30 protein-coding genes and 1 pseudogene are annotated in these 24,868 nt (G+C 32.6%); 11 read left to right on the top strand and 20 right to left on the bottom strand.

Annotated features, from left to right (window positions below):
* Position 1 precedes the first annotated feature (1 nt).
* The 4 genes from DM447_RS10165 to DM447_RS10180 all read right to left on the bottom strand — a co-directional run bounded on the left by DM447_RS10165 (position 2) and on the right by DM447_RS10180 (position 2,931).
* Positions 2-1,156: an exonuclease SbcCD subunit D gene (locus tag DM447_RS10165; RefSeq protein ID WP_112181119.1), complete on the bottom strand. Its 1,155-nt coding sequence runs from the start codon at positions 1,154-1,156 to the stop codon at positions 2-4.
* A 66-nt stretch (positions 1,157-1,222) separates the two neighbouring features.
* The gene (locus DM447_RS10170; RefSeq protein WP_112181120.1) at positions 1,223-1,438 is read right to left on the bottom strand and encodes a YozE family protein; all 216 of its coding nucleotides are present in this window, start codon (positions 1,436-1,438) and stop codon (positions 1,223-1,225) included.
* Between the two features lie 24 nt (positions 1,439-1,462).
* Positions 1,463-1,963: a dihydrofolate reductase gene (locus DM447_RS10175; protein ID WP_338418753.1), complete on the bottom strand. Its 501-nt coding sequence runs from the start codon at positions 1,961-1,963 to the stop codon at positions 1,463-1,465.
* Positions 1,964-1,971: 8 nt separating this feature from the next.
* Positions 1,972-2,931: a thymidylate synthase gene (locus DM447_RS10180; RefSeq protein WP_112181122.1), complete on the bottom strand. Its 960-nt coding sequence runs from the start codon at positions 2,929-2,931 to the stop codon at positions 1,972-1,974.
* Between the two features lie 143 nt (positions 2,932-3,074).
* On the opposite strand from DM447_RS10180, the gene DM447_RS10185 reads away from it, so the two are divergent.
* Complete coding sequence (locus DM447_RS10185; RefSeq protein WP_112181123.1) at positions 3,075-4,148, top strand: C40 family peptidase; 1,074 nt, start codon at positions 3,075-3,077, stop codon at positions 4,146-4,148.
* Between the two features lie 56 nt (positions 4,149-4,204).
* Here the strand turns inward: DM447_RS10185 and DM447_RS10190 are convergent, their stop codons facing one another.
* Both DM447_RS10190 and DM447_RS10195 read right to left on the bottom strand, forming a co-directional pair.
* A complete protein-coding gene (locus tag DM447_RS10190) occupies positions 4,205-4,819 on the bottom strand; it encodes an HD domain-containing protein (RefSeq protein WP_112181124.1) in 615 nt (204 codons plus the stop codon).
* An 18-nt stretch (positions 4,820-4,837) separates the two neighbouring features.
* Positions 4,838-5,695, bottom strand: a complete 858-nt coding sequence (locus DM447_RS10195) for a DUF72 domain-containing protein (protein ID WP_112181125.1) — start codon at positions 5,693-5,695, stop codon at positions 4,838-4,840.
* Positions 5,696-5,962: 267 nt separating this feature from the next.
* On the opposite strand from DM447_RS10195, the gene DM447_RS10200 reads away from it, so the two are divergent.
* Positions 5,963-6,367 (top strand): RNase H family protein, encoded by a 405-nt coding sequence (locus tag DM447_RS10200; protein ID WP_112181126.1) that lies wholly within the window; start codon positions 5,963-5,965, stop codon positions 6,365-6,367.
* On the opposite strand, the gene DM447_RS10205 is transcribed toward DM447_RS10200, so the two are convergent.
* Positions 6,360-6,632: a DUF6123 family protein gene (locus DM447_RS10205; protein WP_112181127.1), complete on the bottom strand. Its 273-nt coding sequence runs from the start codon at positions 6,630-6,632 to the stop codon at positions 6,360-6,362. The two genes, DM447_RS10200 and DM447_RS10205, sit on opposite strands and share 8 nt — an antisense overlap.
* 268 nt (positions 6,633-6,900) lie before the next feature.
* Between DM447_RS10205 and DM447_RS10210 the strand changes: the two genes are divergently transcribed.
* Entirely contained in the window at positions 6,901-7,425 is a 525-nt protein-coding gene (locus DM447_RS10210) for a hypothetical protein (protein WP_112181128.1), read from the top strand.
* Between the two features lie 41 nt (positions 7,426-7,466).
* On the opposite strand, the gene DM447_RS18750 is transcribed toward DM447_RS10210, so the two are convergent.
* Positions 7,467-8,006, bottom strand: coding sequence for a cytochrome P450 (locus DM447_RS18750; protein WP_338418754.1), 540 nt, complete (start codon positions 8,004-8,006; stop codon positions 7,467-7,469).
* A 5-nt stretch (positions 8,007-8,011) separates the two neighbouring features.
* On the bottom strand, positions 8,012-8,722 hold the full coding sequence (locus tag DM447_RS18755) for a cytochrome P450 family protein (RefSeq protein ID WP_338418755.1): 711 nt from the start codon (positions 8,720-8,722) through the stop codon (positions 8,012-8,014).
* A 338-nt stretch (positions 8,723-9,060) separates the two neighbouring features.
* Here DM447_RS18755 and DM447_RS10220 point away from each other — a divergent pair, with 338 nt between their 5' ends.
* Positions 9,061-9,726, top strand: a complete 666-nt coding sequence (locus tag DM447_RS10220; RefSeq protein WP_112181129.1) for a hypothetical protein — start codon at positions 9,061-9,063, stop codon at positions 9,724-9,726.
* 85 nt (positions 9,727-9,811) lie between these two features.
* On the opposite strand, the gene DM447_RS10225 is transcribed toward DM447_RS10220, so the two are convergent.
* The 4 genes from DM447_RS10225 to DM447_RS10240 all read right to left on the bottom strand — a co-directional run bounded on the left by DM447_RS10225 (position 9,812) and on the right by DM447_RS10240 (position 12,421).
* Entirely contained in the window at positions 9,812-10,282 is a 471-nt protein-coding gene (locus tag DM447_RS10225) for a hypothetical protein (RefSeq protein ID WP_112181130.1), read from the bottom strand.
* Positions 10,283-10,336: 54 nt separating this feature from the next.
* On the bottom strand, positions 10,337-10,876 hold the full coding sequence (locus tag DM447_RS10230) for a hypothetical protein (RefSeq protein WP_112181131.1): 540 nt from the start codon (positions 10,874-10,876) through the stop codon (positions 10,337-10,339).
* Positions 10,877-11,061: 185 nt separating this feature from the next.
* On the bottom strand, positions 11,062-11,559 hold the full coding sequence (locus DM447_RS10235) for an NUDIX hydrolase (protein ID WP_241964514.1): 498 nt from the start codon (positions 11,557-11,559) through the stop codon (positions 11,062-11,064).
* A 55-nt stretch (positions 11,560-11,614) separates the two neighbouring features.
* On the bottom strand, positions 11,615-12,421 hold the full coding sequence (locus DM447_RS10240; protein ID WP_112181132.1) for an alpha/beta fold hydrolase: 807 nt from the start codon (positions 12,419-12,421) through the stop codon (positions 11,615-11,617).
* 461 nt (positions 12,422-12,882) lie between these two features.
* Here DM447_RS10240 and DM447_RS10245 point away from each other — a divergent pair, with 461 nt between their 5' ends.
* Both DM447_RS10245 and DM447_RS10250 read left to right on the top strand, forming a co-directional pair.
* Positions 12,883-13,440, top strand: coding sequence for a winged helix-turn-helix domain-containing protein (locus tag DM447_RS10245; RefSeq protein ID WP_112181133.1), 558 nt, complete (start codon positions 12,883-12,885; stop codon positions 13,438-13,440).
* A 26-nt stretch (positions 13,441-13,466) separates the two neighbouring features.
* Positions 13,467-14,771 carry an MFS transporter gene (locus tag DM447_RS10250; protein WP_112181134.1) on the top strand — a complete coding sequence of 435 codons (1,305 nt, stop codon included), beginning with the start codon at positions 13,467-13,469 and terminating at the stop codon, positions 14,769-14,771.
* Between the two features lie 361 nt (positions 14,772-15,132).
* On the opposite strand, the pseudogene DM447_RS10255 reads toward DM447_RS10250, so the two are convergent.
* Together DM447_RS10255 and DM447_RS10260 are read right to left on the bottom strand one after the other, a co-directional pair.
* Positions 15,133-15,912 (bottom strand): annotated as a pseudogene (locus DM447_RS10255) (IS256 family transposase); the annotation flags it as partial.
* Positions 15,913-16,006: 94 nt separating this feature from the next.
* The gene (locus DM447_RS10260; RefSeq protein ID WP_112181135.1) at positions 16,007-16,156 is read right to left on the bottom strand and encodes an ABC transporter ATP-binding protein; all 150 of its coding nucleotides are present in this window, start codon (positions 16,154-16,156) and stop codon (positions 16,007-16,009) included.
* 399 nt (positions 16,157-16,555) lie between these two features.
* Between DM447_RS10260 and DM447_RS10265 the strand changes: the two genes are divergently transcribed.
* The 3 genes from DM447_RS10265 to DM447_RS10275 all read left to right on the top strand — a co-directional run bounded on the left by DM447_RS10265 (position 16,556) and on the right by DM447_RS10275 (position 18,824).
* Positions 16,556-17,107 (top strand): cysteine hydrolase family protein, encoded by a 552-nt coding sequence (locus DM447_RS10265; RefSeq protein WP_112182719.1) that lies wholly within the window; start codon positions 16,556-16,558, stop codon positions 17,105-17,107.
* A 74-nt stretch (positions 17,108-17,181) separates the two neighbouring features.
* Positions 17,182-17,382: a DUF1272 domain-containing protein gene (locus tag DM447_RS10270; protein ID WP_112181136.1), complete on the top strand. Its 201-nt coding sequence runs from the start codon at positions 17,182-17,184 to the stop codon at positions 17,380-17,382.
* 191 nt (positions 17,383-17,573) lie between these two features.
* Positions 17,574-18,824, top strand: a complete 1,251-nt coding sequence (locus tag DM447_RS10275; RefSeq protein ID WP_112181137.1) for an MFS transporter — start codon at positions 17,574-17,576, stop codon at positions 18,822-18,824.
* On the opposite strand, the gene DM447_RS10280 is transcribed toward DM447_RS10275, so the two are convergent.
* Positions 18,750-19,556, bottom strand: a complete 807-nt coding sequence (locus DM447_RS10280; protein ID WP_112181138.1) for a helix-turn-helix domain-containing protein — start codon at positions 19,554-19,556, stop codon at positions 18,750-18,752. The genes DM447_RS10275 and DM447_RS10280 overlap by 75 nt on opposite strands.
* 413 nt (positions 19,557-19,969) lie before the next feature.
* Between DM447_RS10280 and DM447_RS18680 the strand changes: the two genes are divergently transcribed.
* On the top strand, positions 19,970-20,092 hold the full coding sequence (locus DM447_RS18680) for a hypothetical protein (protein WP_277871485.1): 123 nt from the start codon (positions 19,970-19,972) through the stop codon (positions 20,090-20,092).
* A gap of 131 nt (positions 20,093-20,223) precedes the next feature.
* On the opposite strand, the gene DM447_RS10285 is transcribed toward DM447_RS18680, so the two are convergent.
* The 4 genes from DM447_RS10285 to DM447_RS10300 all read right to left on the bottom strand — a co-directional run bounded on the left by DM447_RS10285 (position 20,224) and on the right by DM447_RS10300 (position 23,341).
* Positions 20,224-21,108, bottom strand: a complete 885-nt coding sequence (locus tag DM447_RS10285; protein ID WP_112181139.1) for an LCP family glycopolymer transferase — start codon at positions 21,106-21,108, stop codon at positions 20,224-20,226.
* A complete protein-coding gene (locus DM447_RS10290; protein WP_112181140.1) occupies positions 21,101-21,625 on the bottom strand; it encodes a sigma-70 family RNA polymerase sigma factor in 525 nt (174 codons plus the stop codon). Before DM447_RS10290 ends, DM447_RS10285 begins: the two co-directional genes overlap by 8 nt.
* Positions 21,626-22,178: 553 nt before the next feature.
* On the bottom strand, positions 22,179-22,730 hold the full coding sequence (locus DM447_RS10295) for a YcxB family protein (RefSeq protein WP_112181141.1): 552 nt from the start codon (positions 22,728-22,730) through the stop codon (positions 22,179-22,181).
* 38 nt (positions 22,731-22,768) lie between these two features.
* A complete protein-coding gene (locus DM447_RS10300) occupies positions 22,769-23,341 on the bottom strand; it encodes a YcxB family protein (protein WP_162632626.1) in 573 nt (190 codons plus the stop codon).
* An 887-nt stretch (positions 23,342-24,228) separates the two neighbouring features.
* Between DM447_RS10300 and DM447_RS10305 the strand changes: the two genes are divergently transcribed.
* Positions 24,229-24,738, top strand: coding sequence for a GNAT family N-acetyltransferase (locus DM447_RS10305; RefSeq protein WP_112181143.1), 510 nt, complete (start codon positions 24,229-24,231; stop codon positions 24,736-24,738).
* Positions 24,739-24,868 lie beyond the last annotated feature (130 nt).

Below are 24,868 nucleotides of genomic sequence, written 5' to 3' on the forward strand. Positions count from 1 at the left end.
CTTATTTCCCCCTCTCTTGTTCGATTAACGTTTGAATAACTTGATCGATATGATCTTCACGTTCTTTCGTAATTGGTTCGCCTTTCATTTCTTCATAAAACGTATGAAATAGTTGTGCATGGGTCATCTTCTGTTTTTCTTTAATTTGATTTAATTCATTTAACTGTCGGTTCGATTGCAGTACTTTGCGCTCTAGACGTAAAATATTTGGATACTTTTGCCGTAACTTCCCAATCGGATCTAATATTTGACCATCATCCAGTAAACGAATGTGTAAATAATCCTCTGTTGGTTCCGCTTTATCCCCATTTATAAATTCATCAAAGTAACCTTCAATAATTCGCAAATCACGTTTTGGTTGCAGTGGAATACGTGACATGTCAATGGTTTTGTCTGCGGCTAAGTTAATCATCGTAACTGATTTTGTATTACTGGCTTCCGAGAAAGAATATTTCAAAATAGATCCACTATATTGAATCCAGTCATAGGTAACCTTTTGTGGCTGATGTAAATGGCCTAAAGCTACATAACTAAAATCTTTAAATAAATAGCTATCAATATAGGGACTACCACCAATCATCGATAACCTTTCTTCAGAATCAGTTTCCATACCACCAGCAAGAAATGCATGTCCAATTAAAACATGTCGTTCTTCCATATTTTCACGTGCTTTTATACGGTCAATAATCGTTTCCATTGCTTGTTGATGTGATTGAATCGTCTCGTCCTCAAATACAGATCGAGCATCAGCAGGTTCAATATATGGAATAAGATGAAAATGAACAGGTCCAAATTCGTCATCAAATGTTAGTGATCTCAATTCAGTTGTTAACTTTGTTTCGATAAAGAGATTATTTTCTCTAAATAAACGACTACCAAATTGTAAGCGATCAGGACTATCGTGGTTACCAGATATAATCAAGATAGGACAATTAAATTCCGTAATTAATTGTGTCAAGACACTATCTAAAAGTTCAACCGCTTCTTTAGGTGGGATTGAACGATCGTAAATATCTCCAGCTATAATAATTAAATCTGGTTTTTCTTCTCTAACAATATCTATTAATTGTGCTAAAACATGTACTTGATCTTCAGTCATGTGAACGCTGTTAACGATTTTTCCTAGATGCCAATCTGCAGTATGCAAAATTTTCATGTATTCTACTCTCCCTCTTGCTAAAAAAGCTAATATAAATGGAGAGGCCCTAGTATACACTAGAGCCTACTTTACTTCTTGATAGTCATCCCATAAATGATCAAATACTTGAACGGCCTCTTTGAATGGGATATTCCATTCTAAATACCGACTAATCTCATCATATGATTCACTATGTTTAGGAAAATCATGATCACGAAACATCCATTCTGCTAATCGGCTTTCGTTTGTTACTTTCTTCGCTCCTCGGTACCGCATCATATATTGATAGAATGAGCGCATTTTTTCTCTCCTTACATGACTTGCTTATTTTTTTCGGTCATATTGTATAAAGTAATAATCCTCTTGATTTTTTTCATCCTTTATTCCTTTTGTTTTACTAGTGATGATCCACTCTTCTTCGTTGTAGGAAGGAAAATACGTATCACCTTCAAACGTGTTATCGATGTAGGTCATATACATTCTGTCAGCATAAGGCAAGACTTGTTCAAAAATAGTACCTCCACCAATGACGAAGTATTCCGTTTCTGGGTTAGCTTTATTCCAATCAAGAATTGTATCAATAGAATGGATTATGTCACATCCTTCTTGTTGATAGGTTTGATCGCTGGTTAAAATAACGTTCTTTCTTTTTGGTAAAGGTTTCTTAAATGATTCGAATGTTTTTCTACCCATTATAATCGTATGATTTAGTGTTACATCTTTAAAGAATTTCAAATCCCGTGGTAAATCCCAAGGCATCCATTGTTCATATCCAATTACCTGATTTTTATCCATAGCAAAGACAAATGAAATCACGCTATGCACTCCTTTCTTTATACAGCTACTGGTGCTTTAATTGCTGGATGTGATTGATAATCAACAATTTCTAGATCATCCATTTCGATATCAAAAATAGACGATAACGCCGGATTAATTTTTAATGTAGGAAACGCATAAGCTGTTCGATCAAGTTGTGTTTTCACTTGTTCTAGATGATTAACATAGAGGTGTGTGTCTCCTAATGTATGAATAAAATCACCAACTTCTAAGTTACATTCATGCGCAATTAAGTGTGTAAGCAAAGCATAACTTGCTATATTAAACGGAACACCTAGAAAGACATCACCACTCCGTTGATATAATTGGCAAGAAAGTTTACCATCCGCTACGTAAAATTGAAACATGATATGACAAGGTGGTAATGCCATATTACTTGGAACATCTTCTGGATTCCACGCAGTGACAATATGTCTTCGTGAGTCAGGGTTTTCTTTAATAGCCTTTACTACTTGACGCAATTGGTCAATGGTTTCCCCTTGTGACGTTTTCCATGCTCGCCACTGGCTTCCATATACAGAACCTAAATCCCCATATTTTTTTGCAAAAGCATCATCATTTAAAATGTTATCTTTAAACTTATCCATTTCCGTTTTATATACTTTTGCAAACTCTGGATCATGTTGACTCCGGTTGCCAAAATCGGTCATATCAGGACCTTCATATGCTTCGCTTTCAATCCATTTTTTAAATGCCCACTCGTTCCAAATATTATTGTTGTGCTTTAATAAATATTGGATATTCGTGTCACCTTTTATAAACCAAATTAATTCACTGGCTATTAATCGAAACGGAACGCGCTTCGTTGTTAATAAAGGAAATCCTTCTTGTAATGGAAAACGCATCTGGTGTCCAAATATGGATAATGTACCTGTTTGTGTTCGATCATTTTTTTTGTTTCCATTTTCTAAAATCATATGACATAAATCGAGATAAGTTTGCTCTCCTGTTGTCATGATATACACTCCTTTATTTACAAAATTACTAAAATCTTATTGTATCATATTACAAAAACATTTCGTTTTGTATAATAGTACATTTCTTAACCAATTGCATCATAATTTACTACGTACAGATAATTTGAAAGGAGGCGTTTTACATGCTTTCGACTAGTAACATCCAACAAGTCGCAAAACACTCCATGGCTTATGGCTATATGATAAGTCAACCTTTCGCCTTTTACGTAGATGCCTATCCGATGATTCAAAATGAAATCTTTCAAAACGAAGACGTAGCTGTTGAGTTTGGTGAACATAATCAAGCTGTTCGTGTACTGCAAAAAAAATTAAATTACTTATCGTATTACAACAAGGAAATTGATGGAGAATTTGGTATATTTACCGAATATGCACTAAAGAAATTACAGATTGAACATGATCTAAGTATAACAGGTAAAACTGATCAACAAACAATTAATATCATATTAAGCAGGGAACGCGAAAAATATTTAGCACCTTTAAAAGACATAGACCAAACGTATTATCTAGGTGAAACTGGAGAAGCAATAAAGAGCATCCAACAGGCATTATACTATTTTGGTTATTATAAAGATTCATTAGATGGCATTTTCGGTCCAAAGACTAATCAAGCACTGATGTATTTTCAAGAAGACAATGGATTAGAAGTAAGGCAAGAAATCAATCAAGAAACCATACAAACACTTCAACAAAAAGAAACCGAAGCAAAGACTGCTGCTATAGAGGTTGCTGTTGAAGTGAAAACAAATCAAGAAAAAAGTGTAAAAGAAGACAATGCTACACCAAAAGAAAGCGTAGTCGTCCCTAAAAAAGAGACAAATCAATCAGTTGATATCAACCAGTTAATTACTACAGCAAAACAGTATAGAGGAACAACCTATTTATGGGGCGGGACGTCACCTAGCGGATTTGATTGTAGCGGTTATATTCAATATGTATTTCAGCAAATTGGTATATCTATTCCAAGAACTGTTTCTGAAATATGGAATATGTCAGTACCGGTGGAACAACGTTCAATTGGTGACTTAGTCTTTTTTGAAACCTATAAATCAGGACCATCACATATGGGAATATACCTAGGCAATAATCAATTTATACATGCTGGCGAATCAAATGGTGTAGAAATTAGCGATTTAGGTATTAGTTACTGGCAAGAAAGGTATATTGGAACAAAGCGCATGGCTGTGGAAAAATAACTACTAAAATTGGTGAAGCAAGCGGAAAGCTAATGGATCCACCGCTTGCCTTTTTATTAATGATATGCATCACTGTTCCACTCGTTATAAAAAATAGAAAGAAAATGTTCCATATATGTATGGCGTTCGATCGCTATACGTTTCGCTGTCGGTGTTTTTATTTTGTCCTTTATTAATAATAGTTTATCGTCAAAATGTTGAATAGTTGCATGTTGTTTTTGTTGTTCATCCTCTGAATGTATGGGACGATTTTTATTGCCACCATAAGCAAATGCTCGTGCAATCCCCATTGCCCCGATTGCATCTAAACGATCTGCATCTTGAACGATTTTACCCGCTAAAGATTTTGGATCTTGTCCTTTTCTAAATGAAACAGTAGATATTATCTCTACGATCGTATTAATCTGATCGTCTGATAGAGAAATAGACGCTAAAAATAGTTTTAACTCTATTATTGCCTTTTCGGGATCTTTCGTTAGTTTATCGTCTGCAACATCGTGAACCCAACCAGCCAATTCACAGAGAAGTACATCACCATGTTCTTGTTCTGCTAAATACTTCGCCATTTTGGCCACACGTTTCATGTGATAATAATCATGTCCGGTGGCATCCGAATGAAACATCTTATAAATGTAAGCCTCTACTTTCGCTATAATAATCTCGTTTTTCATTAATAGCTCACCTCATTTCTATTCGAATAAATCTAATTGTCTCGGATTTAGGTTATCATATGAAATATGTAATAACTGTATTAATTCTTTTGCATTATTACTAGCATCTCCACCGGAATTATTATTAAATAAGACCGTGACGGTTTGTGTCATTTTCTCTAATTGTCTTATGTATGTTGCCCATTCTGTTAACTCTTTTGCATTATATTGATAAAGGTATCGTACATTTCGCCAGTCTTCACCACCACGACCATTGCGATTCCAGCCATGGACATTTTTACCATGCATGCGAATAAGTGCAGTAGTTGGATTGGTAATTTCTAAGACAGTCGGAACAGATCCTTCACCAGCTTGTGGTTCATCACAAATCGTATGTATCCAGTCATTCTTCTTAATTAAATCTAATGTAGCTTGTCGATGAGCAGCTTCAAACCATGTTTGGTTCCTGAATTCAATTGCTATTGGTTGATTTGGAAGTAGTTGTTTTATTTTTTGCAACTTTTGAATGTGGGCCACGCGAACATCGAACCAAGGTGGAAATTGAAATAAAATAGCATGTAGCTTAGATGCCTTACTTACTGGTTCAATCGATTCAAGAAATGACTGAAATAATTGCTTCGCTTCCTGAATCGTTCGTGTTATACGATCATGTCCGGTCATAGATTGATGCGCCTTGATAACAAATTGAAAATGATCTGGTGTCTCAGAAATCCATTTATCATAATTTTCTTGCGACTGAATGGCATAAAAAGAACTATCTATCTCCACAACTGGGAAATGTGAACTATACGTTGCTAATTTATTCTTCTTTTTATCTGCATCTGTATACAAGGTGGTATGATCTCCCCATCCAGTTAAGCCAATTAGTATTGTCATACATGCTCCTCCATTTATTCTGGTGTAACTAACAAGCAAAAGAAAAAGGCAAAAACTCTCTTTGCTTGAAATTTCACTTTATAGTAAAACGAATTACTTTATTTTACCACATGCAAAAGGGATAGTGTATTCAATTCCTTGACTGCTTAAATTGAATAAGCTATATTGAGATCAAGTAGTAGACCGTATTAGATGCATGTATGTAAAGTAGCTTTTTTAGAATTGGATGCACAAATGCTCAACGTCTTTAGATAGGGGTGCGTACTAATGATAGAAGTATATGTAGATGGGGCTTCTAGTGGAAATCCTGGACCAAGTGGTGTTGGTATTATTATTAAAAACAAACAACACTATTTATCCCAATATTTTTATGTAGGTATTCTTTCTAATCACGAAGCCGAAATACATGCCGTGATCAAAGCACTACAGTTATGCAAAGATAATTTCCCAGATCAAATCTTGTCTATACGTTCTGACTCAAAATTAGTCGTAGATATGATTGAAAGAGAGCACACTAAAAATAAAACTTACCAACCCTTATTACAGGAAATACTAGCCGAAATTGAAACGTTTCCCCACTGTTTTATTAAATGGATACCAAGTACACAAAATAAAAAGGCAGATCGTCTCGCACGAGAAGCAATTTTACAATGGAAAAATACAACTACATGATTCCTTTATTCTGAAATTCCTTTATCGCCTGTTTTTCGGTCGTCACCTTTTTCTCTTGTAACAACTCCAACAAACTAATATAGAAACTTCCATCAAATTGATGTTGAATTTGGAGCGTCGTTTTTAATGCCATGATGATTAACCAATCATTTGCATTCGTATACTGTTTACCAAAATAAATAAATTGCACTTCCTCATCTGTTAATTTGAAACCCTTTTCCCATAATAGTTCAATATAATCTCCAAGCGTTACATTATTCTTCATTCGATCCCCTCTTTCAAAAAACCTCACCAACACATTAAAATGGAATCATGACCTTACTAATGACAGCACCTATAGTAAGTATAATACAGTTTTTTGTCGAATACTAGATTAATTTTATACGCCATTGCCCATACTGAGACTATCTTTATTTAATTAACAGAATTATTTTAATAATTAAACTAATTATTAATATATTTACATTTCATAACAAGCGGAATAAAATAGATAATTAGCATTATATTACATAGATACAGTAGGAGGAAACAACATGAAGAAATTTTTATTTGCGTTTAGTTTAGTAACACTATTAATTATCACTGCTTGTTCATCGGATGAAAACGAAGATGCAACAACAGAAACACAAGAAGAGCAAACAACAGATGAGCAATCCGTGCAAGTTGGGTTATTAGATGCTCAAGCTGAATTAACAAGTGATGTAGCGCCATACCAACAACAGATTAATGCTTATCAAGCAGCAGCCGCTGATGAAGAAGTAGACGAAGCAACAGTTCAATCTGCATTAGATGAGGCGAAAACTGCTGCTGAAGAGGCATCTAGCACGCTTGAAGGTTATTCATTAGAAACTGAATTACCAGAAGAACAAAAAACGCAATATGAAGAAGCTATTGATACTTTGCAAAGCTATTACCAAGAAGTTCAAACTGGTTTAGATGCTGATGAAGTAGATTTAACAACTGCACAAGCTGCGTGGGATGATTTTCAAGCGGAAATCACTTCACTTTATGAAGCAAATGATTTAATTGCTCCTGATATGGCCTCAGCATTAAGTTAATAGAATCAAAAAGGATTATGAGAATTTCTCATAATCCTTTTTTATACGCATTTTATGTTTTTTATTACCAATTTACTTTCTGGTAAACTTGGCATTTTAACCATACTTAAACTTAAATCTTGTTTAGGTACCTCATAGTCTATTTGATGGATTAAAAATTTTAGACTTACTTTCATAATATCTAGTGTTATCCATTCACCTGCACAGCGATGACCAAGGTCAAATTCTCCTCCACCTTGAGGAATAAAATCAAATGGACTACCTTTCCATTCATGAAAACGTTCTGGCTGAAATGAATATGGATTCTCCCAAATTTTCGGATCATGGTTTGTACCATATAAATCTAATAGTGTAAGTGTTCCTTCTTCAAATGAAAAACCGTTCCAGGTGAAATCTTTTTTTACTCTTGCTGCTGCAAATGGGAAAAACGGATAAAATCTGCGCACTTCTTGTATGAACCATTGGTGATCTTTATCTTTTCCAGATTCTAGTTTTGCTACTTCATTCGGAAATTGATGTATCGCAAGCCCTGTTAAACATACATAAACAGATATCGCTACTATAGGCCGTAATAAATTCAATAATTCTACTGCAACAGTTTTTTTGTCAAGTAAATTTCCCTCAAGATCTTTATGCCATGAGAATGTGTATAATGCACGATCAGGTGAAACGGCAAGTTGTTCATTAGTACATTCTCAATCAGGTCCTCTAGCCATTTCTCAGCACTAGCACGGGCTTTTCTGCCTTTCCAATGCTTTGGCCCAATAGCTGCTGCTGATTCAAACATATCTGCTAGCTGTTCAGCTCTTTTTGCTAGATCACGTTCCGGTAATGGCACTCCTGTCCATGCACAAGCAACCTTTGTCATTACTTGTTTCGCTTCTTCATACAGAATAATTTCCTTTTCACTTTCCCAATTCTTAGCCGCTTGTTTCCACTGTTTTTTGGTTATATTAGAAATTTCCTCAAGCGCATCTTTTGTCATCAATGACATGAACATAGCTTTTCTATGCCGATGTTCTTCTCCATCTAAGCCCTGCACACCACCCTGACCAAATAGTGTCTTCTTCAGACGTTTCGGAGCAGCATCACTTCTTCTAAAATAGTTCGTATCATAAAAAAGCGTTGCGCTCTCTTTACCTGATAAACAAATTGCATCCTGAGCTAGTAATTTCGTTTTAAAAACGTTTGTATCATAACGATCACGTCTATTTAGAATAAAGTGATACCCTTCTTTTAACAGCGCTATGCTATGATCCAATCCACCTTCGACTGGCATGGTTCTTCTTTCTCCCATATCCTCTTGTTCCTCCCTCATAATACATTTAGTTATTATATATACTTACCTTGCGCTATAAAATTAAACATTTTGATATGAAAATCACTTACTTTTTAAGTAATGCATAGATAACTAACTATAACCTCTAATTTAGATATGTATGAAATAAGAAATAATACTGTTTCGAGGTTGTGGTAAATAATATTTTGACTATATTAATAGTGTGAATTCATTACAAAAGGAGTCGTATTTGTATTAGAAGAAGGAATTATTATAATTACTAAACTTTTACATTTTTAAATTGATTAACAGACTTTTAGTGTGATATGTTGTGAGTGCAAGAAAGGAATGATCAAATGAATAAATTCACAAAAATGTTTATTTGCAACATAACTCTACTAATGCTCTTTGGTTGTACAAGCGGGATGAACGAAGAATCAAATACAGATTCTTCAGTGAAGGACTCTGCTTTACAATATGAAGAGGAAATTGACGATAATACAGAAGACATCAACCTACAAGGCACAGAGGTAAATGAATCGGCGCCTACAACTAAAACAGAAGAAGATATGAATAGCGATTCAGGCAAAGAATCTTCAGAAGAAACAGAAAGTGATGAGCAAAATGAAGAATTATCAAGCTATTCTTCTGAAGAAATTGAATATGCTCGGGTTTGGTTACAACTTGGAATGATTAAAGACGTAGAAGGATTGTATGTTCGACATATACAGGCAGGCGAATTAGTGAATCCTAACGATGATACTAGTGTTAAATATCCAGAAGATGTTATACAACTATCAGGTGGGCGCCTAGTGGCTGGTTCGGTAACTTACAGTAGTAATGGGGATGGCACAATTAATGTATACAGTGTTCCATTACGTTGGGATTCCTCTCCAGATTTAGAAGAAGGCGTGATGCGAGAAGTAACAGAAGATATGATTAATAATCTAAAACTAGTTTATGTTGACACAGGTGACAATAAAGAAATCATAAATCTTATTGACGTAATAATTATTCAATAATCTGAATTAGTCGTTTTATAATAGAGAAATTAGCAGAAATGGAAGCAGACAAAAAACAGTCTCAATTGAGAACGTTTTTTGTCGGTTACTTATCTATCAGCATATGAATTTCTTCTTGAATATCTTCTATTTCTTCAAAATATTCCTTTTCTGATTTGTTGTTTTGAAAAGATTCTTCTGTAATTTCAATTGCCTCATCTACTAAATCCGCAACTGATTCAGGCACTTCATCTAGTGCTTTAAAATGCTTTAAATAAGAATTTGCAACTCTTATTCTATGATTTTTAAAATCATCTTCTTGATAAATAGATTTTTGTTCATCGAATTTTTCTTGTGTTATTTCACTTTCAATGTAGCCTTCAAACGAACTATATTCTGGTTTTGATAATATATTTGAACTATTATCTTCAACAGTGTCAATTTCCTTATTTAGTTTTAATTCATAAGAACTGTCAGCTTCTACCTTAACCCTATCAGCGTTAGAATTCTCTGCATATGTGATACCAAATACCAATACAACTAACAACGTAAATAAACCTATAAACGTTCTTTTCATCAAACCATCCCCTTATTTTTTGAAGGAACCTATCAATTTACTCATTAACATAATTTATTCTACACTCACTTTTTCCAAATTTAAACCAGTATTCTTGATATATTGATGAATTCGAGTATTATATTCATTTATTTCCTCATCCGTAAAATTAACGGGATAGTTTTTAATTACAAACAACTGAGGAGTTCCAGAAATTAACAAGAAATATCTTCTTGCATCTTCTTTGGCCATTGTAATCGATGACCATTCCGTTTTGGTTATTAAATCACTATACTCTCTTATAAACTTATCTTCAGAAATAGTAAGTTTACACTCTCCATCTAAATATTTATTTTTAGCAACTTTTTTTTTCACAAATTTGACTAAAGCTCTTTTATAAACATATTTACTACCTACGAAATACATGATAAGAGTAAAAAGTATAATATAACGCCAAAATTGAACACCCACTAGCGATGTTGCAAGTACTAAATATAAGATACTTATAAACAAACCACATATTATCTTGTTCTTTTTATAATTCGGGAATTTATCAGCAAACTCTTTATATATCGCTATCAAATCCTCTTGGTCCACTTTAAAATATGCAATCATACAACTTCACTTCCTATATTTTCAATTATAAATTATCTACTAAATCACTAGTTTAATATCAGCTTACTTCTTCTATTAAAAAACAATTAAAGTTTAATTTACAACGACATCTAGTTTTGAAATAATATGTTCACTTAACTTTTTAAAAACAAGCGCATGTGCTTCTGAATTACCTAGATTTGTCATCACAGAACTTTGCTAAATGTTTTAAAAAATATTTTAAGTAATGTAGTTCTCATAGGTGAAACGGTAATTGCTTCTTGTATTAATATGTCTTTATAGCTCAAGTACTTGCTTAGTTGTTTTCTTCTATTAGGAATCATAAATAAAGGTAATCTATTAGGACTAAACCATTTTACCTTTTCTGTTTCAGGACCATCTTTAATTGGTTTACCACCTTTTAATTCTCCTAAGAATATATGTTGCATATCATCATATTGAGGTTGATAATATTCCCCAACTTTCTTCTTGATTTTAATAATGTATCCTGTCTCTTCCTTAGTTTCTCTTATAGCGCACTGTTCTATTGACTCTTCTTTTTCCAAAGTTCCTCCTGGAAAGTCCCACACAGGGTAGTCCTTTCGCTTCGCCAATAATACATTTCCATCTTTGTTAAAAACTATAGTGAAGCAACCCGAACTTTTACTCAAATTAATCATCCTCTTTTTAAAAAATATCCCCATCTAAATTATACTTTAAGTAGGGCAATTTGGTAGTTAATTACCTTAATTTTAAAAATCATTCAACCCTGTCCAACCATTCATTTATAAGGAAATCAAAAATTTGTGGTTGGTCAATTTGTAGATTGTGACCTGCTGTATCCAATACAGTAAATGTTCCACGTGGGTATTTATTCATAATGTCAAGTGCATCTTTATAGCCCACAGAAGAGTCTTGTCTTCCTAATAGAAATAAACTTGGATTATTGAAATCAGACTGATCAATCTTAAAAGAAAATTCATATTTACTCTTAACTTTATTTAGAAACTCTTCATCTCTAATTTTAATACCACTTAAAATTTCTTTGTTGTATCTCAACCAGTTGTACTCATTGAGTACAACTTGATTATTTCTAAAATCCTTTAATTCTTCTTCTGATAAATTGAGTAAAAATTTGTCATCTGTTTTTAAAACTTCATGTTTTTCAATTAACCTATTTTCTGGACTAGGAATAATTAATGGACATATAAATGCTGCACCAAGTATTCTTTCTTTTTGCTTTTCTATAATACCCCTGGCAATATATCCACCGTACGATTCACCAACAATTAAATATTCTTGGTTAGGAATTACTGTTTCAATAAAATCTAAAACGGTATCCAACATTTCATCAGAACTGCATATATCATGGTAATTTTTTGTTAATCCCATTCCAGGTAAATCAATATAAATACGACGCCACCCTTCTTTCTTTTTAAAAATAGGTTCCATACAACCACTCATTAATCGGTGGTCAGGAGAATAACCGTGTATCATTAATACTGGTTTTCCTTTCCCTAAATCTTCATAAAATATATCCGCTTGGTGAACTTTGCAATATGCCATATTTAATTCCTTTCAATTAAAAACTGTGTAATCGTTCACAATACATATTTAGTTTAACATAAATATTCAGATTATTTTTAAAACAAGAAGAAAACTAATAAATTCACAATCTATCTATGTAACATCCACATTAGTTTACAGTAGAAAATGTACCATTCTTGTTTAAAACTAGATGACCAAAAATATAACAATGAATGAAATACTGTGTATCACTTCATACCTTAACCTACGGGGTAACGTTCTTTTGGGTATTCATTATTAGCGAAAAAACAAGTTATTTCCGATCAATCTGTCCTTAGGCTTTAGATGAGGGCATATGTAGTGAGCTCAAAAAGTTAGATTTTTTAAAGGGTCTATTTGCTTTCTAATCTTTAAAATTTATAGACAAAATTCACGACGCGTGTTAATCTATTTTAAACAGGTTAATATTTTTTAACCATAAAGAGAAAAGAGGAATAAACATGTTAGAAAGATATGTAATAAAAAATTATACGCAACTTAAAACTATTTCTGATCCTTTAAGAGTACAAATCGTTATCATGTTAATTGAAAAAGAATGGACTGTCACAGAAATTAGCAAAGAGATTGGATTAGAAAAAGCTAAAGTTTTTTATCATTTAAAAGAATTAGAAAAACAAAACATGATTGCCATTGTAAGAAAAGAAGAAGTAAAAGGTAATATTCATAAATATTATAGAGCAACACATAAAGGCTTTAAGATAGATAAAGAGTTAATACCTCTATCAAAGGAAAATGCAGAACATGTCTATAATTCTCTTATTGTACAACAACTTGAAAACACTAAAAAAATCGTTTCTAAAAATAGTCATTTAGTAACAGAAGAAACCAGTATGGCTCAAACTGTACAAATCAACTGTTCAACTAAACAATTTCATATGTGGAAGGAGAAATATAATCAACTCATAGAAGAATTAGAGCAAATGAAAAGCGATGATGACAATCATACTTTTTATATCAATACGATTGCAATAGAATTAGAAAATAAGGTCTTTGAATAGAGACTTAAAGAAGGGATAGATAAAAGATGGATGTGTTAAAAAACAAAAACTTTCTTTCTCTTTTTTGGGGCCGTTTAATTACAAATGCGGGAGATAGTATTTATTACATAACAACCACTTGGTTAGCAGCTACAATAACAGATGATCCATTTTACGTAGGTGTAACAAGTGCTGTGATTTTGATACCTAAAACCTTACAATTCTTATGGGGACCTTTAGTTGATCGCTGGAATATTAAGCCTGTTCTTATATTTACTCAACTGATTCAAGCGGCTTTGATTCTCTTAATCCCTATTCTCTATTATATGCAATTATTAACTATTTTTAACTTGTTGCCTATTGTTTTTGTAGCAGCAATCGTTGCAGAACTTGGGTATCCTGTACAACTAAAAGCTCTTCCTATTATTCTACCTAAAAATCAACTTATTAAAGGAAATTCTTTGTTAGCTATGGCGAATCAATCAGCCGATATTGTCCTAAATGCTTTGGCTGGTATCTTATTAGCCATTTTAGGAGTTGCGACTTTATATTTAGTTGATTCGGTTATCTTTACTTTAGCTGCTCTTACATTTTCTTTAATCAAACTTAAAAAAACATCTTCAGCTACTATAAAAGTAGAAAAGTTTAGTTTAAGAAATTATCGATTAGAAATGAAAATGGGGTTAAAAATTGTTTTTACATCTATGATATGGATTTTTCTAATAGCAAATACGATTAGTAATTTTTGTTTAGGAATTATGTATGCCATATTACCTATTTATGCAAACTCACTTGGCGGAGAAGAAAAATATGGCTTTATATTAACAGCTATATCTGTGGGTACTGTTTTAGGGGCATTAATTAGTACTAAGCTGAATAAAGTTCCAATTGGATTATTTATTGCCTCCTCCTTTATTTTAGCTTTTATTCTATGGGGCATTGCTCCTTATATGAACTTTTACGTCTTTCTTTTATTATTTACGTTATCCTGGATACCAGTAGGAGCTGCGAATATCATTATCGGTTCCATCATGCAATCCGTTATCCCTTTATCAATTATTGGAAGAACCAACACTGTTATTGCTAGTTTTTGTGCCATTGCTATGCCCTTAGGTTCTTTAGCTGGAGGATTACTTGTAAGGTATCATGATAGCCGATTAATTCTTTCCTTATCAGCTATTGGCTATTTAGCAGTTGGGTTAACATGGTTATTAAATAAAAAACTTAGGAATCTTCCTAATAGTGAAATCATTCGTTTTACAGATTTTAATATACCTAGAGAATTAATAGATGTAGATACTATGGAAAAAGAAACAAGAAATCATACAAATGTATTTGGAGGGCGTGAGTAACCGAAAAAGACAGCTGAGCAACAAATGAACATAGTAGACATGAATGAGATGTTGTTGAGACAGGTTATTCAATCAGTTATACAACTATTCGAAATTTTGTGAATCAGGAAACGGCTATATCAAAGTAGGTTTTCATTCGAAGATGTTGTGAATCTGGCTACGAAGTACTGAAATTCAAGCTGATGTCCTTCCGTAATCGCATCCGACTACCGATTAAAATTAGTAATTCAACCCACGTCATGTAACTCATCCTTGTTTAAATCCTAACAGAGCATAAACTATTAATCTTGTCTTCTTGTGCTTTGCTTGGGCAATATTTTTAAGTTTTTAAGAAGCTAGTTTTGTTTTATGGCTGTAATCAAATATCAAACAGGATATTACGCATAAAGTGAACTTGACATCGTTGGCATGAAGCATTTGTAAATGACTTCTTGATTGCTTTAACCAAGCCTTTGTGAGCATCAGAAATAACCATTTCTACTCCGTCTAAACCTATGGTTTTAAGGTAGTCGAAGAAGAGAGACCAGGTCTCGTCACTTTCTTAATTTTGGATCATGAAACCAATAATCTTTCGCTCTCCATCTCCTGAAATTCCAACCGCTATATGGCAGCTTTTAGAAACCAAACGATGATTTCCTCTGATCTTGATGTAGATTACATCGGTCATAACATAAGGGAAATAACGGTCTGATAGAAAGCGATTTTGCCATTCAGAAACCATGGGGTCTAACTGGGCAGTTAAACTTTAGACAAAGGATTTAGAGACTGATTTACCGCACAGTTCTTCAACGATTCGAGAGACTTTACGAGTAGAGACACCATCTCTAACATAGAAGCTAAAAGAGCCTTCTCATTGCGTTGATACCGCTTAAATACAGTCGGTGTAAATTCGCCGTCGCGTGTTCGAGGAACTTTCAATTCAAGAGAACCAATACGGGTCGTTAATTCTCTTTCATAATAACCGTTGCGCTGGCTTATTCGGTTGTCTGATTGATCTTTCATAGTTCGTGGCTTGAATATAATCTGTTCGCTGTTCGTCCATCAATTGATTGAATACCGTTTGAAGAATTTGTTTAGCTGCATTATCTTTGACCGATTGGTCAATTAGGCTTTGAATATCTTCTGTTTCTAGGTAGTAAATTAAATGAAATTGTATGACTATGGTACTCTCAAAAAAAATTTATTCTGAGAGATTTTTTCCTAAATATAGTATTTTTTACGACAAACAAGCTAAATCACCTATTCTTTGGATTAAATTTAGCTAATTTTTCATTTCCTCGTTTAAAATTACCAGTAATTCTAGCAAGTAGATATTGTTCTTCTTCCTCGCTAGAATCAATAAGTTCTTCAAGTAATTTTTGGGCTTTTTGCTCTTTTAAAACCATGACTTCTTTCCTATTAAAATAAATAAATAATTTGTTATTTTTACCTTTTTTCCAAGAAAATGTTTAATTATTTACTAATTCATTTAATCCCACGTTAGTAACTCCTCAATTTTTGACTTACAGTATGATATAAAATCGCTAAATTTATTATATCAAAAAAGAACATGAATTGTTCGTGTTCTTTATCTATTTTACTTTGTCTTTATCTTTTTTTAAGTAAAAAGAATCAACACCAAATTCGATAATTTAAATTAATTAAGAATCTATTCCTTAATATAGTGCTATTTTTTTCTCCTTTCTGTATTAATAGATTGTGGTTGATATTCCAGAGTTTTAAGACGGAAATTAATTAATTATAATTAAGTTATTAATTCTCTGGGGGTAAAGGCTTTGATAAAGTTGCGAAACAATGTCCCGTTAATTGTAATAGATGTCCAAAACGCTTTCGATAATGTCAGCTGGGGAAAGAGAAATAATCCATGTGCTGAAAGAAATATCAAAATGTTAATAGAGTATTGGAATTTAAATCAAAGATTAATCATCTATGTTAAACACTTATCTAAGAATATAGAATCGCTTTTTTATTTTAAAAGTAAAACAAGTGAATTCAAAGCAATGATTAAACCGATGCCTAAAGATATTATTATGATCAAAAGTGTAAATAGTGCTTTTATCGGTACTAACCTCGAAGAAACATTAAGGAAAATCAATTGCCCTAATATTATTATTACTGGACTGACTACTAACCATTGTGTTGAAACAACAACTCGTATGGCTGGAAATCTAGGCTTTAATCCTTTTTTAGTTTCAGATGCGACAGCAACCTTTGATAGGCGTAGTGTTAATGGGGAAACATTATCTGCTGAAAAAATACAAGAGATGACTTTATCAAATTTGCATGATGAATTTGCAACTATAAAAAAAACAAAAGAAATAATAGCAATGTTATAAAAACGAATTGGGGGGTTTTTAACTCATATTCATTTGTGCTCTAAATAAAAATTAACTTAACAAAGAAGTCATAAATGGCATTAGAAATGAGAAAGTCTTGTGAAGCTTGTGAACAAAAAATATCAATAGAAACTACTGCGTACATTTGTACTCACGAATGCACTTTTTGTGAACCTTGCACAGAAAAAACGAATTATATTTGTCCTAATTGCAGTGGGGATTTTGTTAGACGTCCCAAACCTAGTGGATCGTGCCCTATCATTTCTTCAGGATAAAACATAATAAATTCAAACTAATTTAGGTTAGCTTGTAAAAATGAACAAAAGATTGAAAGTGTCTGAAACCTCCCTATATTAATAAAGCATCGGTAAAATAAATATTCTTACAGAAAATTGTCCTTTTTTTAACAATAATCAAGCAGACTCTAACTAGCTTTCTTCTTATAGTTGTATATGAGGTGATTTAATTGTATACACGGATATGGAAAGATAAGAATATACGGTACTACTTACTTGGAGGAGGAGCTTCTAAGCTCGGGGATGTTCTATCGGGAATGGCTTTTCTATTTTTAGCATATGACTTGACAGGATCCAAGATTCTTACAACTGGTATGGCTATTGCTGAGACCCTACCCTATCTACTATTTGGTTTAATTGGTGGGGTTGTAGCAGACTGGCTACCTAAGAAAAAATTATTAATCGTTTTAGATGTGATTCGGGTTCCATTAACATTTTCCATTGTATGCCTATTTTACTTAGAATTACTCTCCTACTCTTACTTGTTAGTCGTTAGTTTTCTTATTCAGAGTATTGGTTGTTTCTTTAATCCGACGCACAGAACTGTCCTGCCTACCATAACAGTGGAAGAACATAGAACTGAAGTAAATAGTATACATGATACCTTAACTAGAGGCGTGACTGTTTTAAGTCCATTTCTATCTGTTTGGCTATTAAGCAATTATGGGGCCATCCATTTCTTTACTTTTGATGCCTTAACATACGCTGTTAGTGCATCCTGCATTTCAAGAGTAAATATAAAGGAAGGAAAACAGGTAGTTAACAAATCAGTTAAGAAGGTTTTTAGTTCTATCACAGAATTTGCTTCTTGGGCTAAAACTCACACTAGTGTAAGGCAACTATTTATTTTCACTTTTATAACAGTTTTTTTCAACACATGGGTCTGGGAAGTGGGGCTTTTACTTGCTCTTAGTGAAATGAGTTCCAAAAGTGAAGAATTGTACAGTATCATCCAAGGAGTTTTTGGAGGCGTAGTTATTTTAACCAATATCATCCTAGCCTTTTTCTTAAAGAAAATGACTCTTCAGATTCATCTTGTTGGGGCAATGATTTGGGGAATTGGGATAACTTACTATGGTCTCTTCTATGGAATAAACTACTTTTTAATTGGCAGCGCAATAGTAGCTATTGGATTACCAATAGCGGGTCTATCACGTATTTATCTTATTCAAACACTTGTACCTGAAGAAAAGATGGGGAGAGCTTTTAGTTCAAATGCAGTTTTATTGTATTTTTCAAATACTGTTTCATTAGGAATCTACGGTTTTTTAGCATCATTCATTTCGATACAAAAGTTAATGCTGTTTAGTGGCATTCTTATAATTACAATAAGTGTTATAGGCTTATTAATTACTATGAATAAAACGAAATTCCGTTGGCGTTTTATTATAAACTTTTTTAAACAACTGGTTATAAGATGACACGTTACTAAAACCATTTGCAAGGGCAATGGTTAAAATAGTTTGATTTGTTGAAATAAGGGCTTGTTGACTTTTAAATAAACGATATAACTGTAGCCATGAATAAGGGGATATTCCAATTTCCTCCTTAAAAAAGTGTGCAAACTGGTATTTACTCATTTTTGCGACTACAGACATCTGATCCAGTGTCCAATCTTCTTGATAGCTATCCTTTAGTGCATCTAATACATCATTAATATTCTGCTGGCTAATTATCTTTGGGAACTGATTTTGGTGTGAACCAGAACCATATTGAAGCATTAAAATAGAAACTTGCGCTAAACTATTTTCGAGAAAAAGTTGATTGGACATTGGATTAGAATCCTTGTTAATTATTAAGAAGTCTCTAATAAATAATGTCCATTGATGGATCTGGGCATGTCGATAGGAAAGCAAAGAAAATTCAGGTTCTACCATATTGAAGCCTAATTGCTGTGCCGTCTCTTGTAATAATGATGGCTGTATCTCAACTAGAAACTTTTCCTTTGTGGCTTTTAATTGTTTATGATCTATATTTGGGTTAAAAATAAAAAATTCATTTTGACCGATAGAAATATCGCCTTGACTTAACTGATATTCAGCTTGCCCATAGGGAGAAAAAATAAGTTTATAGCAATCATCGTTTCTCCAGTCTCTTTCATGTAAGTGATCATGGCGCATGAGAAGAAGACCATTATTGTTATTTAATATCATTTGTTTGTCTCCCCATTCCGTAATTGTTTTACGGTTTATTCTATCACATTTTCCAACTTTAAAGGATTGGTTTTAATTCTGTAAATATAATGATATCAGATATCATTATGATAACTATTTATTTCACTGAAGAATAACAATGACTTTTCAATAAAATGATAGGAATGAATGTGCTTTCAGTGCCGGGAAACATTATTTATATTGAACATTTGATAGTTATTAAAATAGTATATTATCTGACCCTGAAGTATTTCCAGTTTGCTTTAGTACATACAACCAGCAAATCTTATCTTTAAAAGTTCTGTTATTGAAACCATATTTGTATTTAATAAACCATTAGGAAGATGCATCACGCTACAAAAGGTTAAATCAAATTACTAAAAGATCAACCAGCCATCTGAAAAGCGTCTTTTGTGACAGTTCACTCTTCAATTCTTGATTATCGGAAACAGAAAACAATAGATGAAATCATCGCTCGTAACAAAAAATCACGAGATTTTAACGAGAAGAAGAAAAACCTTAAAAAACAACAATAATTGTAAGTGTAAATACGTTAATACATTGGTTTGATTTGAAATTGCAATAGAATTCAAAAAATGAGGATACCATATAGATGTTCTCTGTTAATCTTAACTTCCGCATTCCGAAGCAATTCAAATTTAACTCATTATTTATTATCCAAATGCTGTTTTAAAGTATTAGAGGTCATATCTAATAGATTTTGGTTAATTTCTACATAATAGACATCATTAATAAATTTCTCCTCAATTCCCTCTTCCATATCAATCACCTGAATGGATTCAGAATTACTGTCCTCCAGTTGAAATTGATTAAATATGTCACTTGGAATGTTAGTTTCACTTTCTTCTAAGAGATTTTTAAATTGAGAGAAGGATAATTGTTTTTTTAATAAATTTCCAACTTCATTTTTTTTAATAATATTATCTTTTTCAGCACTTTCACTAACTCCTAACACTTCGTAAAAATCTTCTATTGATGTAACTGAATAATAATCAATTGAAATATCGAATAGGTTGGATACAGTTTTCAAGACTGGGTCACGCTTTACATTTAAAGCAGTTGCATGGAGTAACTTATCCTTACCAATCATTTTTCCTTCCGAATTAAACATTTCAACATACGTATCACGTGGAATTGGGACAAGAATTATACTGTCGTCACCGCTATTATAAGTAAGTAAAATATTAATATCACTTCGATGAGAATTTGAATCTACGCCCATCAGTAAGGTGGAAAAAGATATGTCTTCCTGTTGAGATGCTTGTTGTTTATTCGGAGTTTCCTGACTAATTTCATTGCCTGAATATAGATTAGGTAAAAGTAAACCAATTGCTAAGATTAATACCATTACACTACCCAATATAGGACCTACATAATGTATACCAATACGATGGAGAGTAGTATTATTGTTTTCTTTTTTATATTTTTTTTTCTGAATTTTATTTAAAGTTTCGACTCTATCTTTTTTAGTAAAGGCTAAATCTTCCTCATCCAAATATGAAAATAACTCCTTATTAAATTTGTTATCCATAAATATTTGCCTCCTCAATTAAAGTTTTTAACCTTTGCTTTGCTCTACTTAGCCTTGTTTTAACTGTATTAATATTCAGATCTGTTACTTCGGCTATTTCACCAATTGATAAAGACTTATAGTAATATAGAAAGATAACTTCCCTATAATTTTTGGGTAAAGAAAAGATAAACCCCTTCATCTCTTCGTGTTCCGAATCTCTAATTACCTTGTCTTCTGTTGTAGGTAAAAGGCCTGTAATAGAACTTCCAAATAAACTTTTAGCATGAACTTTTCTGTAATGCCAACTTCTTAAATAATCCTTGCACTGATTAATTGTGATTCTATATAGCCACGTTTTTATCGATGAATCAAAATGAAAATCATCTAAGTTCTCATAACATTTGATAAAGGTATTCTGAACCATATCTTTTGCAGTCTCTTTGTCTTTCACATAATTAAATGCTAACCTAACCAATTCACTCCCATGTTCTAACATAATTTCTTCTAATAAATATTCTTTTTCATTTTCCCCCATAACAACCCTCTTTTCTAACCTGTTTCAGTGATTTTACCTTTAGACGATAGCTAAACAAAAATAGTTTCAAGATCCGTTAGTAATCATTTTTAACTTTCACCAGTTACATAGTGCATTGATTTATATAAAGAAAAAAACATTATATACAAGATCATGTATCTTGCAAATAATGCTCAACTTTAATTATTCCATTACAGAAAAATAGAGTCGCCATAATCGACGACCCACTGTTTAACTATTGCACCGGTTTGTTTAAGTACAATAGTTAATATAATATTACTTCCTTTTCATTAAACAACTTTTAGCAAAAGGCAACCGTTCGAGTGCCTGTTTCGCAATCAAGCTCGATTAGTATATAGAATAAAAAAACAGTTTCAACATTTTATGATTACTTTTTATGACTATACGTTTCTAAGGTTTTTGATGCTTCTTTTCTTATCTATTGCTTACAAGATAATTGAACCAGAAACTAAAATGTCGATATTATTAAAGGTTATTGATTTTGGAACATAACTATTCTGACGGCAAAAAAGTAAGAGTATGGAATTTATAACTAATATTTTGTATACATGTACCGATGATTATGAATATATTTTTCTAATTTCCCTATACTGTCCGGATTTCTATCATTTGGTGTTTTTGGCAGGATAACACCATCCACTTTGCTATAGTAGATGAAGTATCGTTCTTCATCCTCTCTTATCCGTTTCACCGCTTCCCACGGGACTTTTACAGTATTCTCCGCTTCTAAACTATGATTAACCTGCTTGATTTCCTGGTCATTTATGACGTATTCCATCTCTTTTTGTACGTTGTCGGTTATTCTTTTTTTTAGTACAAAACGTTCAGATGCCAATGCAATCAATTCAAATAAGACGGGCGCTTTACGATTAATATATATAGTGAAAACCACCATAATTAAGGCGATAATAAAACGTCCAGGTATTATCGGAGTCAGAAGCAGTAGTAAAATTAGTATTATCCAGATAAAGACAATACACCATTGAAAAACTTTTCTTCGAAAACCATACATGTTCGAATTCATTAATAAATCTTTCTGCATACCCCATATGTCTTCAAATGTTTCTGTATAATGAAAATTCAATGCTACACTTCCTTTGTATTTTTTCTTTGTGTAAACAACTATTTAACTTTTTTCAATTGGTGATTCGTACGAGGGAGAATATATTTATGGATCAAAGCTTGATAATCTTCTTTTTGTTCCTCGCCAGCTCTTGAAATTTCTTTCGGCAAAAGCAAAGCAGCTCGATCTTCATAGTAGACAAAGTAACGATGCTTGTCGTGACTTACTCGTTTTACCCCATCCCACGATATTCGATTGATTATCTTAACTGATTTCCCTATATTTTCTTCTACAATCCCGTGGCTATCAATCGTTAATTCGATTTCTTCTCCTGCCTGGTTGAAAATACTTCTCTTCAGTTTAACTTTCTCCTTTAGAAATTCAATTGGGTTGTAAATAAACGTTATAAACCAAAAGAAAAAAATAGAAAGTAGTATTAGTATCCCTATAAAGGTTAGTAAATTCATATTCTCCAGGTAGGTTCCTTCACTAAAAAAAGAGAAATAAATCGTTAAAGAAACAATGCAGATGGCTACCATTAACCAACTTTGGAATTTCTTATCTCTATTGTGGCCAGTTGATGTTTCAATCACATTTTTCTTCATAGCCAGTATATCTTTCTTTTGCTGCATATAACGTATAACCATTTTAAGTTCCTTTCATTTACTGTTATTTTTAGTTATCAGTGACATTCTAAACATTATCAAATAAGCACTTTTCCAACTGACAGTTTAAGTTTCCTAATCCCAGTTTTTTTTATAAACACATGTAACATAACGTGATGGTCAAGTTTCCAACCATGCAACATATATGGGATACATCCCCGTCCAATAACTTTATTGTTGAATCGACATGGGCACTTAATCCTATGATACATATATCACAACTTTACAACCTTCATTGTTTACTTAAATGCTTCTTTAGCGCAACAAGCAATTGCTTTCTTATTGAACAATTGCATCCCGATAGTTTAAGTGAAGACTTTAATGTTTTTTTATTTTCCCCTCTCCAAAAATTCATAAAATAATAGTTTTTCATACCAAAATTTTACCATAGATTAGAGTTTTATTGTTCTTGTTCTTTAAAAATATGGAAATAATTTCTCTATGACATTCAAAATATATTGGCGGAATCAAGCTATGCAATTAACTAAAGCTTGGCATTCTTAAGGCGTGGCATTTAGTGATACATTCTTTGTAATTCGGTGGTTCATAGTATAGCGACGTCGATAAAATTCATTTGCTATAATCACATTAGACAAGTGTGACCACTGAACAAGATGACACCGCTTTTGCTTGATAAAATGAATCACTTTTTTCAATTAATACTTCCCTTTTTTATGGAAGATTGTGTATGATTGTCTTAACGATAATGAAAACATTTTTTCTATGTATTATTAATGCTCACGAAAATGTATATAAGCTAATAATTATACTCATTAACGTAGATCTGCTTGTTGTACTAACAAGCTGTTATGTTTAACAAGATGATAAAAAAATTTATAGAGGGGAAGGTCGTAATGATTAAGATAAGAAAAGCCATATTAGAGGATATAGATGGAATTATTAAAGTTTGTTCTGAAGGACATAGATATACCTATCCAGAATTGTTACCCCAACAGCATATAGAAAAGATGATTAAAGAATTCTACAATGAAGAAAGAATAAAAAAAGAAATTACAAGTATTACTCAAGACTGGAACGGGTGGTTTGTTGCCATTGATAACGGAAATATAGTAGGTGCAGCTGGAGGCGGGTTTATTGATAGTGGTGTTTCTGAGTTATTCGTCATATATTTAGACCCCGAAAGAAAACAAGAAGGAATTGGTAGTAAGTTATTAGAAGCTGTTACAAAAGACCAAATTGAACGTGGAGCAAAAGAACAGTGGGTGTCAGTTGCAAAAGATAACTTTATGGGAATTCCATTTTATGAGGCGCTCGGTTTTAAATATCAAGGTGAACGTCCATCATATGAACTGCCAGAAGAAGAAGGATATAAAGCTCTTAGATATAAAAGAGAACTAAACTAAACTGTGTCTATATATTCTTCAACTAAATGATGGTTAGTTCATCAATACAAATGTTTTAAAGAGCTTTTTCCGTTTAAATTCAAGACGTTGATTTATAGATGTCTCGTAAGTAGAGGTTGCATTTCAATTT

Origin of the sequence: Paraliobacillus zengyii (genome assembly GCF_003268595.1) — a bacterium.
Lineage (GTDB): Bacteria > Bacillota > Bacilli > Bacillales > Amphibacillaceae > Paraliobacillus_A > Paraliobacillus_A zengyii.

What these genes read in the sequence shown, in the direction of transcription:
- DM447_RS10165 (WP_112181119.1), bottom strand. Translation starts at nt 1,156, where the DNA reads ATGAAAATTTTGCATACTGCAGATTGGCATCTAGGAAAAATCGTTAAC.
- DM447_RS10170 (WP_112181120.1), bottom strand. Translation starts at nt 1,438, where the DNA reads ATGCGCTCATTCTATCAATATATGATGCGGTACCGAGGAGCGAAGAAA.
- DM447_RS10180 (WP_112181122.1), bottom strand. Translation starts at nt 2,931, where the DNA reads ATGACAACAGGAGAGCAAACTTATCTCGATTTATGTCATATGATTTTA.
- DM447_RS10185 (WP_112181123.1), top strand. Translation starts at nt 3,075, where the DNA reads ATGCTTTCGACTAGTAACATCCAACAAGTCGCAAAACACTCCATGGCT.
- DM447_RS10190 (WP_112181124.1), bottom strand. Translation starts at nt 4,819, where the DNA reads ATGAAAAACGAGATTATTATAGCGAAAGTAGAGGCTTACATTTATAAG.
- DM447_RS10195 (WP_112181125.1), bottom strand. Translation starts at nt 5,695, where the DNA reads ATGACAATACTAATTGGCTTAACTGGATGGGGAGATCATACCACCTTG.
- DM447_RS10200 (WP_112181126.1), top strand. Translation starts at nt 5,963, where the DNA reads ATGATAGAAGTATATGTAGATGGGGCTTCTAGTGGAAATCCTGGACCA.
- DM447_RS10205 (WP_112181127.1), bottom strand. Translation starts at nt 6,632, where the DNA reads ATGAAGAATAATGTAACGCTTGGAGATTATATTGAACTATTATGGGAA.
- DM447_RS10210 (WP_112181128.1), top strand. Translation starts at nt 6,901, where the DNA reads ATGAAGAAATTTTTATTTGCGTTTAGTTTAGTAACACTATTAATTATC.
- DM447_RS18755 (WP_338418755.1), bottom strand. Translation starts at nt 8,722, where the DNA reads ATGGGAGAAAGAAGAACCATGCCAGTCGAAGGTGGATTGGATCATAGC.
- DM447_RS10220 (WP_112181129.1), top strand. Translation starts at nt 9,061, where the DNA reads ATGAATAAATTCACAAAAATGTTTATTTGCAACATAACTCTACTAATG.
- DM447_RS10225 (WP_112181130.1), bottom strand. Translation starts at nt 10,282, where the DNA reads ATGAAAAGAACGTTTATAGGTTTATTTACGTTGTTAGTTGTATTGGTA.
- DM447_RS10230 (WP_112181131.1), bottom strand. Translation starts at nt 10,876, where the DNA reads ATGATTGCATATTTTAAAGTGGACCAAGAGGATTTGATAGCGATATAT.
- DM447_RS10235 (WP_241964514.1), bottom strand. Translation starts at nt 11,559, where the DNA reads ATGGGGATATTTTTTAAAAAGAGGATGATTAATTTGAGTAAAAGTTCG.
- DM447_RS10240 (WP_112181132.1), bottom strand. Translation starts at nt 12,421, where the DNA reads ATGGCATATTGCAAAGTTCACCAAGCGGATATATTTTATGAAGATTTA.
- DM447_RS10245 (WP_112181133.1), top strand. Translation starts at nt 12,883, where the DNA reads ATGTTAGAAAGATATGTAATAAAAAATTATACGCAACTTAAAACTATT.
- DM447_RS10250 (WP_112181134.1), top strand. Translation starts at nt 13,467, where the DNA reads ATGGATGTGTTAAAAAACAAAAACTTTCTTTCTCTTTTTTGGGGCCGT.
- DM447_RS10260 (WP_112181135.1), bottom strand. Translation starts at nt 16,156, where the DNA reads ATGGTTTTAAAAGAGCAAAAAGCCCAAAAATTACTTGAAGAACTTATT.
- DM447_RS10270 (WP_112181136.1), top strand. Translation starts at nt 17,182, where the DNA reads ATGGCATTAGAAATGAGAAAGTCTTGTGAAGCTTGTGAACAAAAAATA.
- DM447_RS10280 (WP_112181138.1), bottom strand. Translation starts at nt 19,556, where the DNA reads ATGATATTAAATAACAATAATGGTCTTCTTCTCATGCGCCATGATCAC.
- DM447_RS10285 (WP_112181139.1), bottom strand. Translation starts at nt 21,108, where the DNA reads ATGGATAACAAATTTAATAAGGAGTTATTTTCATATTTGGATGAGGAA.
- DM447_RS10290 (WP_112181140.1), bottom strand. Translation starts at nt 21,625, where the DNA reads ATGGGGGAAAATGAAAAAGAATATTTATTAGAAGAAATTATGTTAGAA.
- DM447_RS10300 (WP_162632626.1), bottom strand. Translation starts at nt 23,341, where the DNA reads ATGCAGCAAAAGAAAGATATACTGGCTATGAAGAAAAATGTGATTGAA.
- DM447_RS10305 (WP_112181143.1), top strand. Translation starts at nt 24,229, where the DNA reads ATGATTAAGATAAGAAAAGCCATATTAGAGGATATAGATGGAATTATT.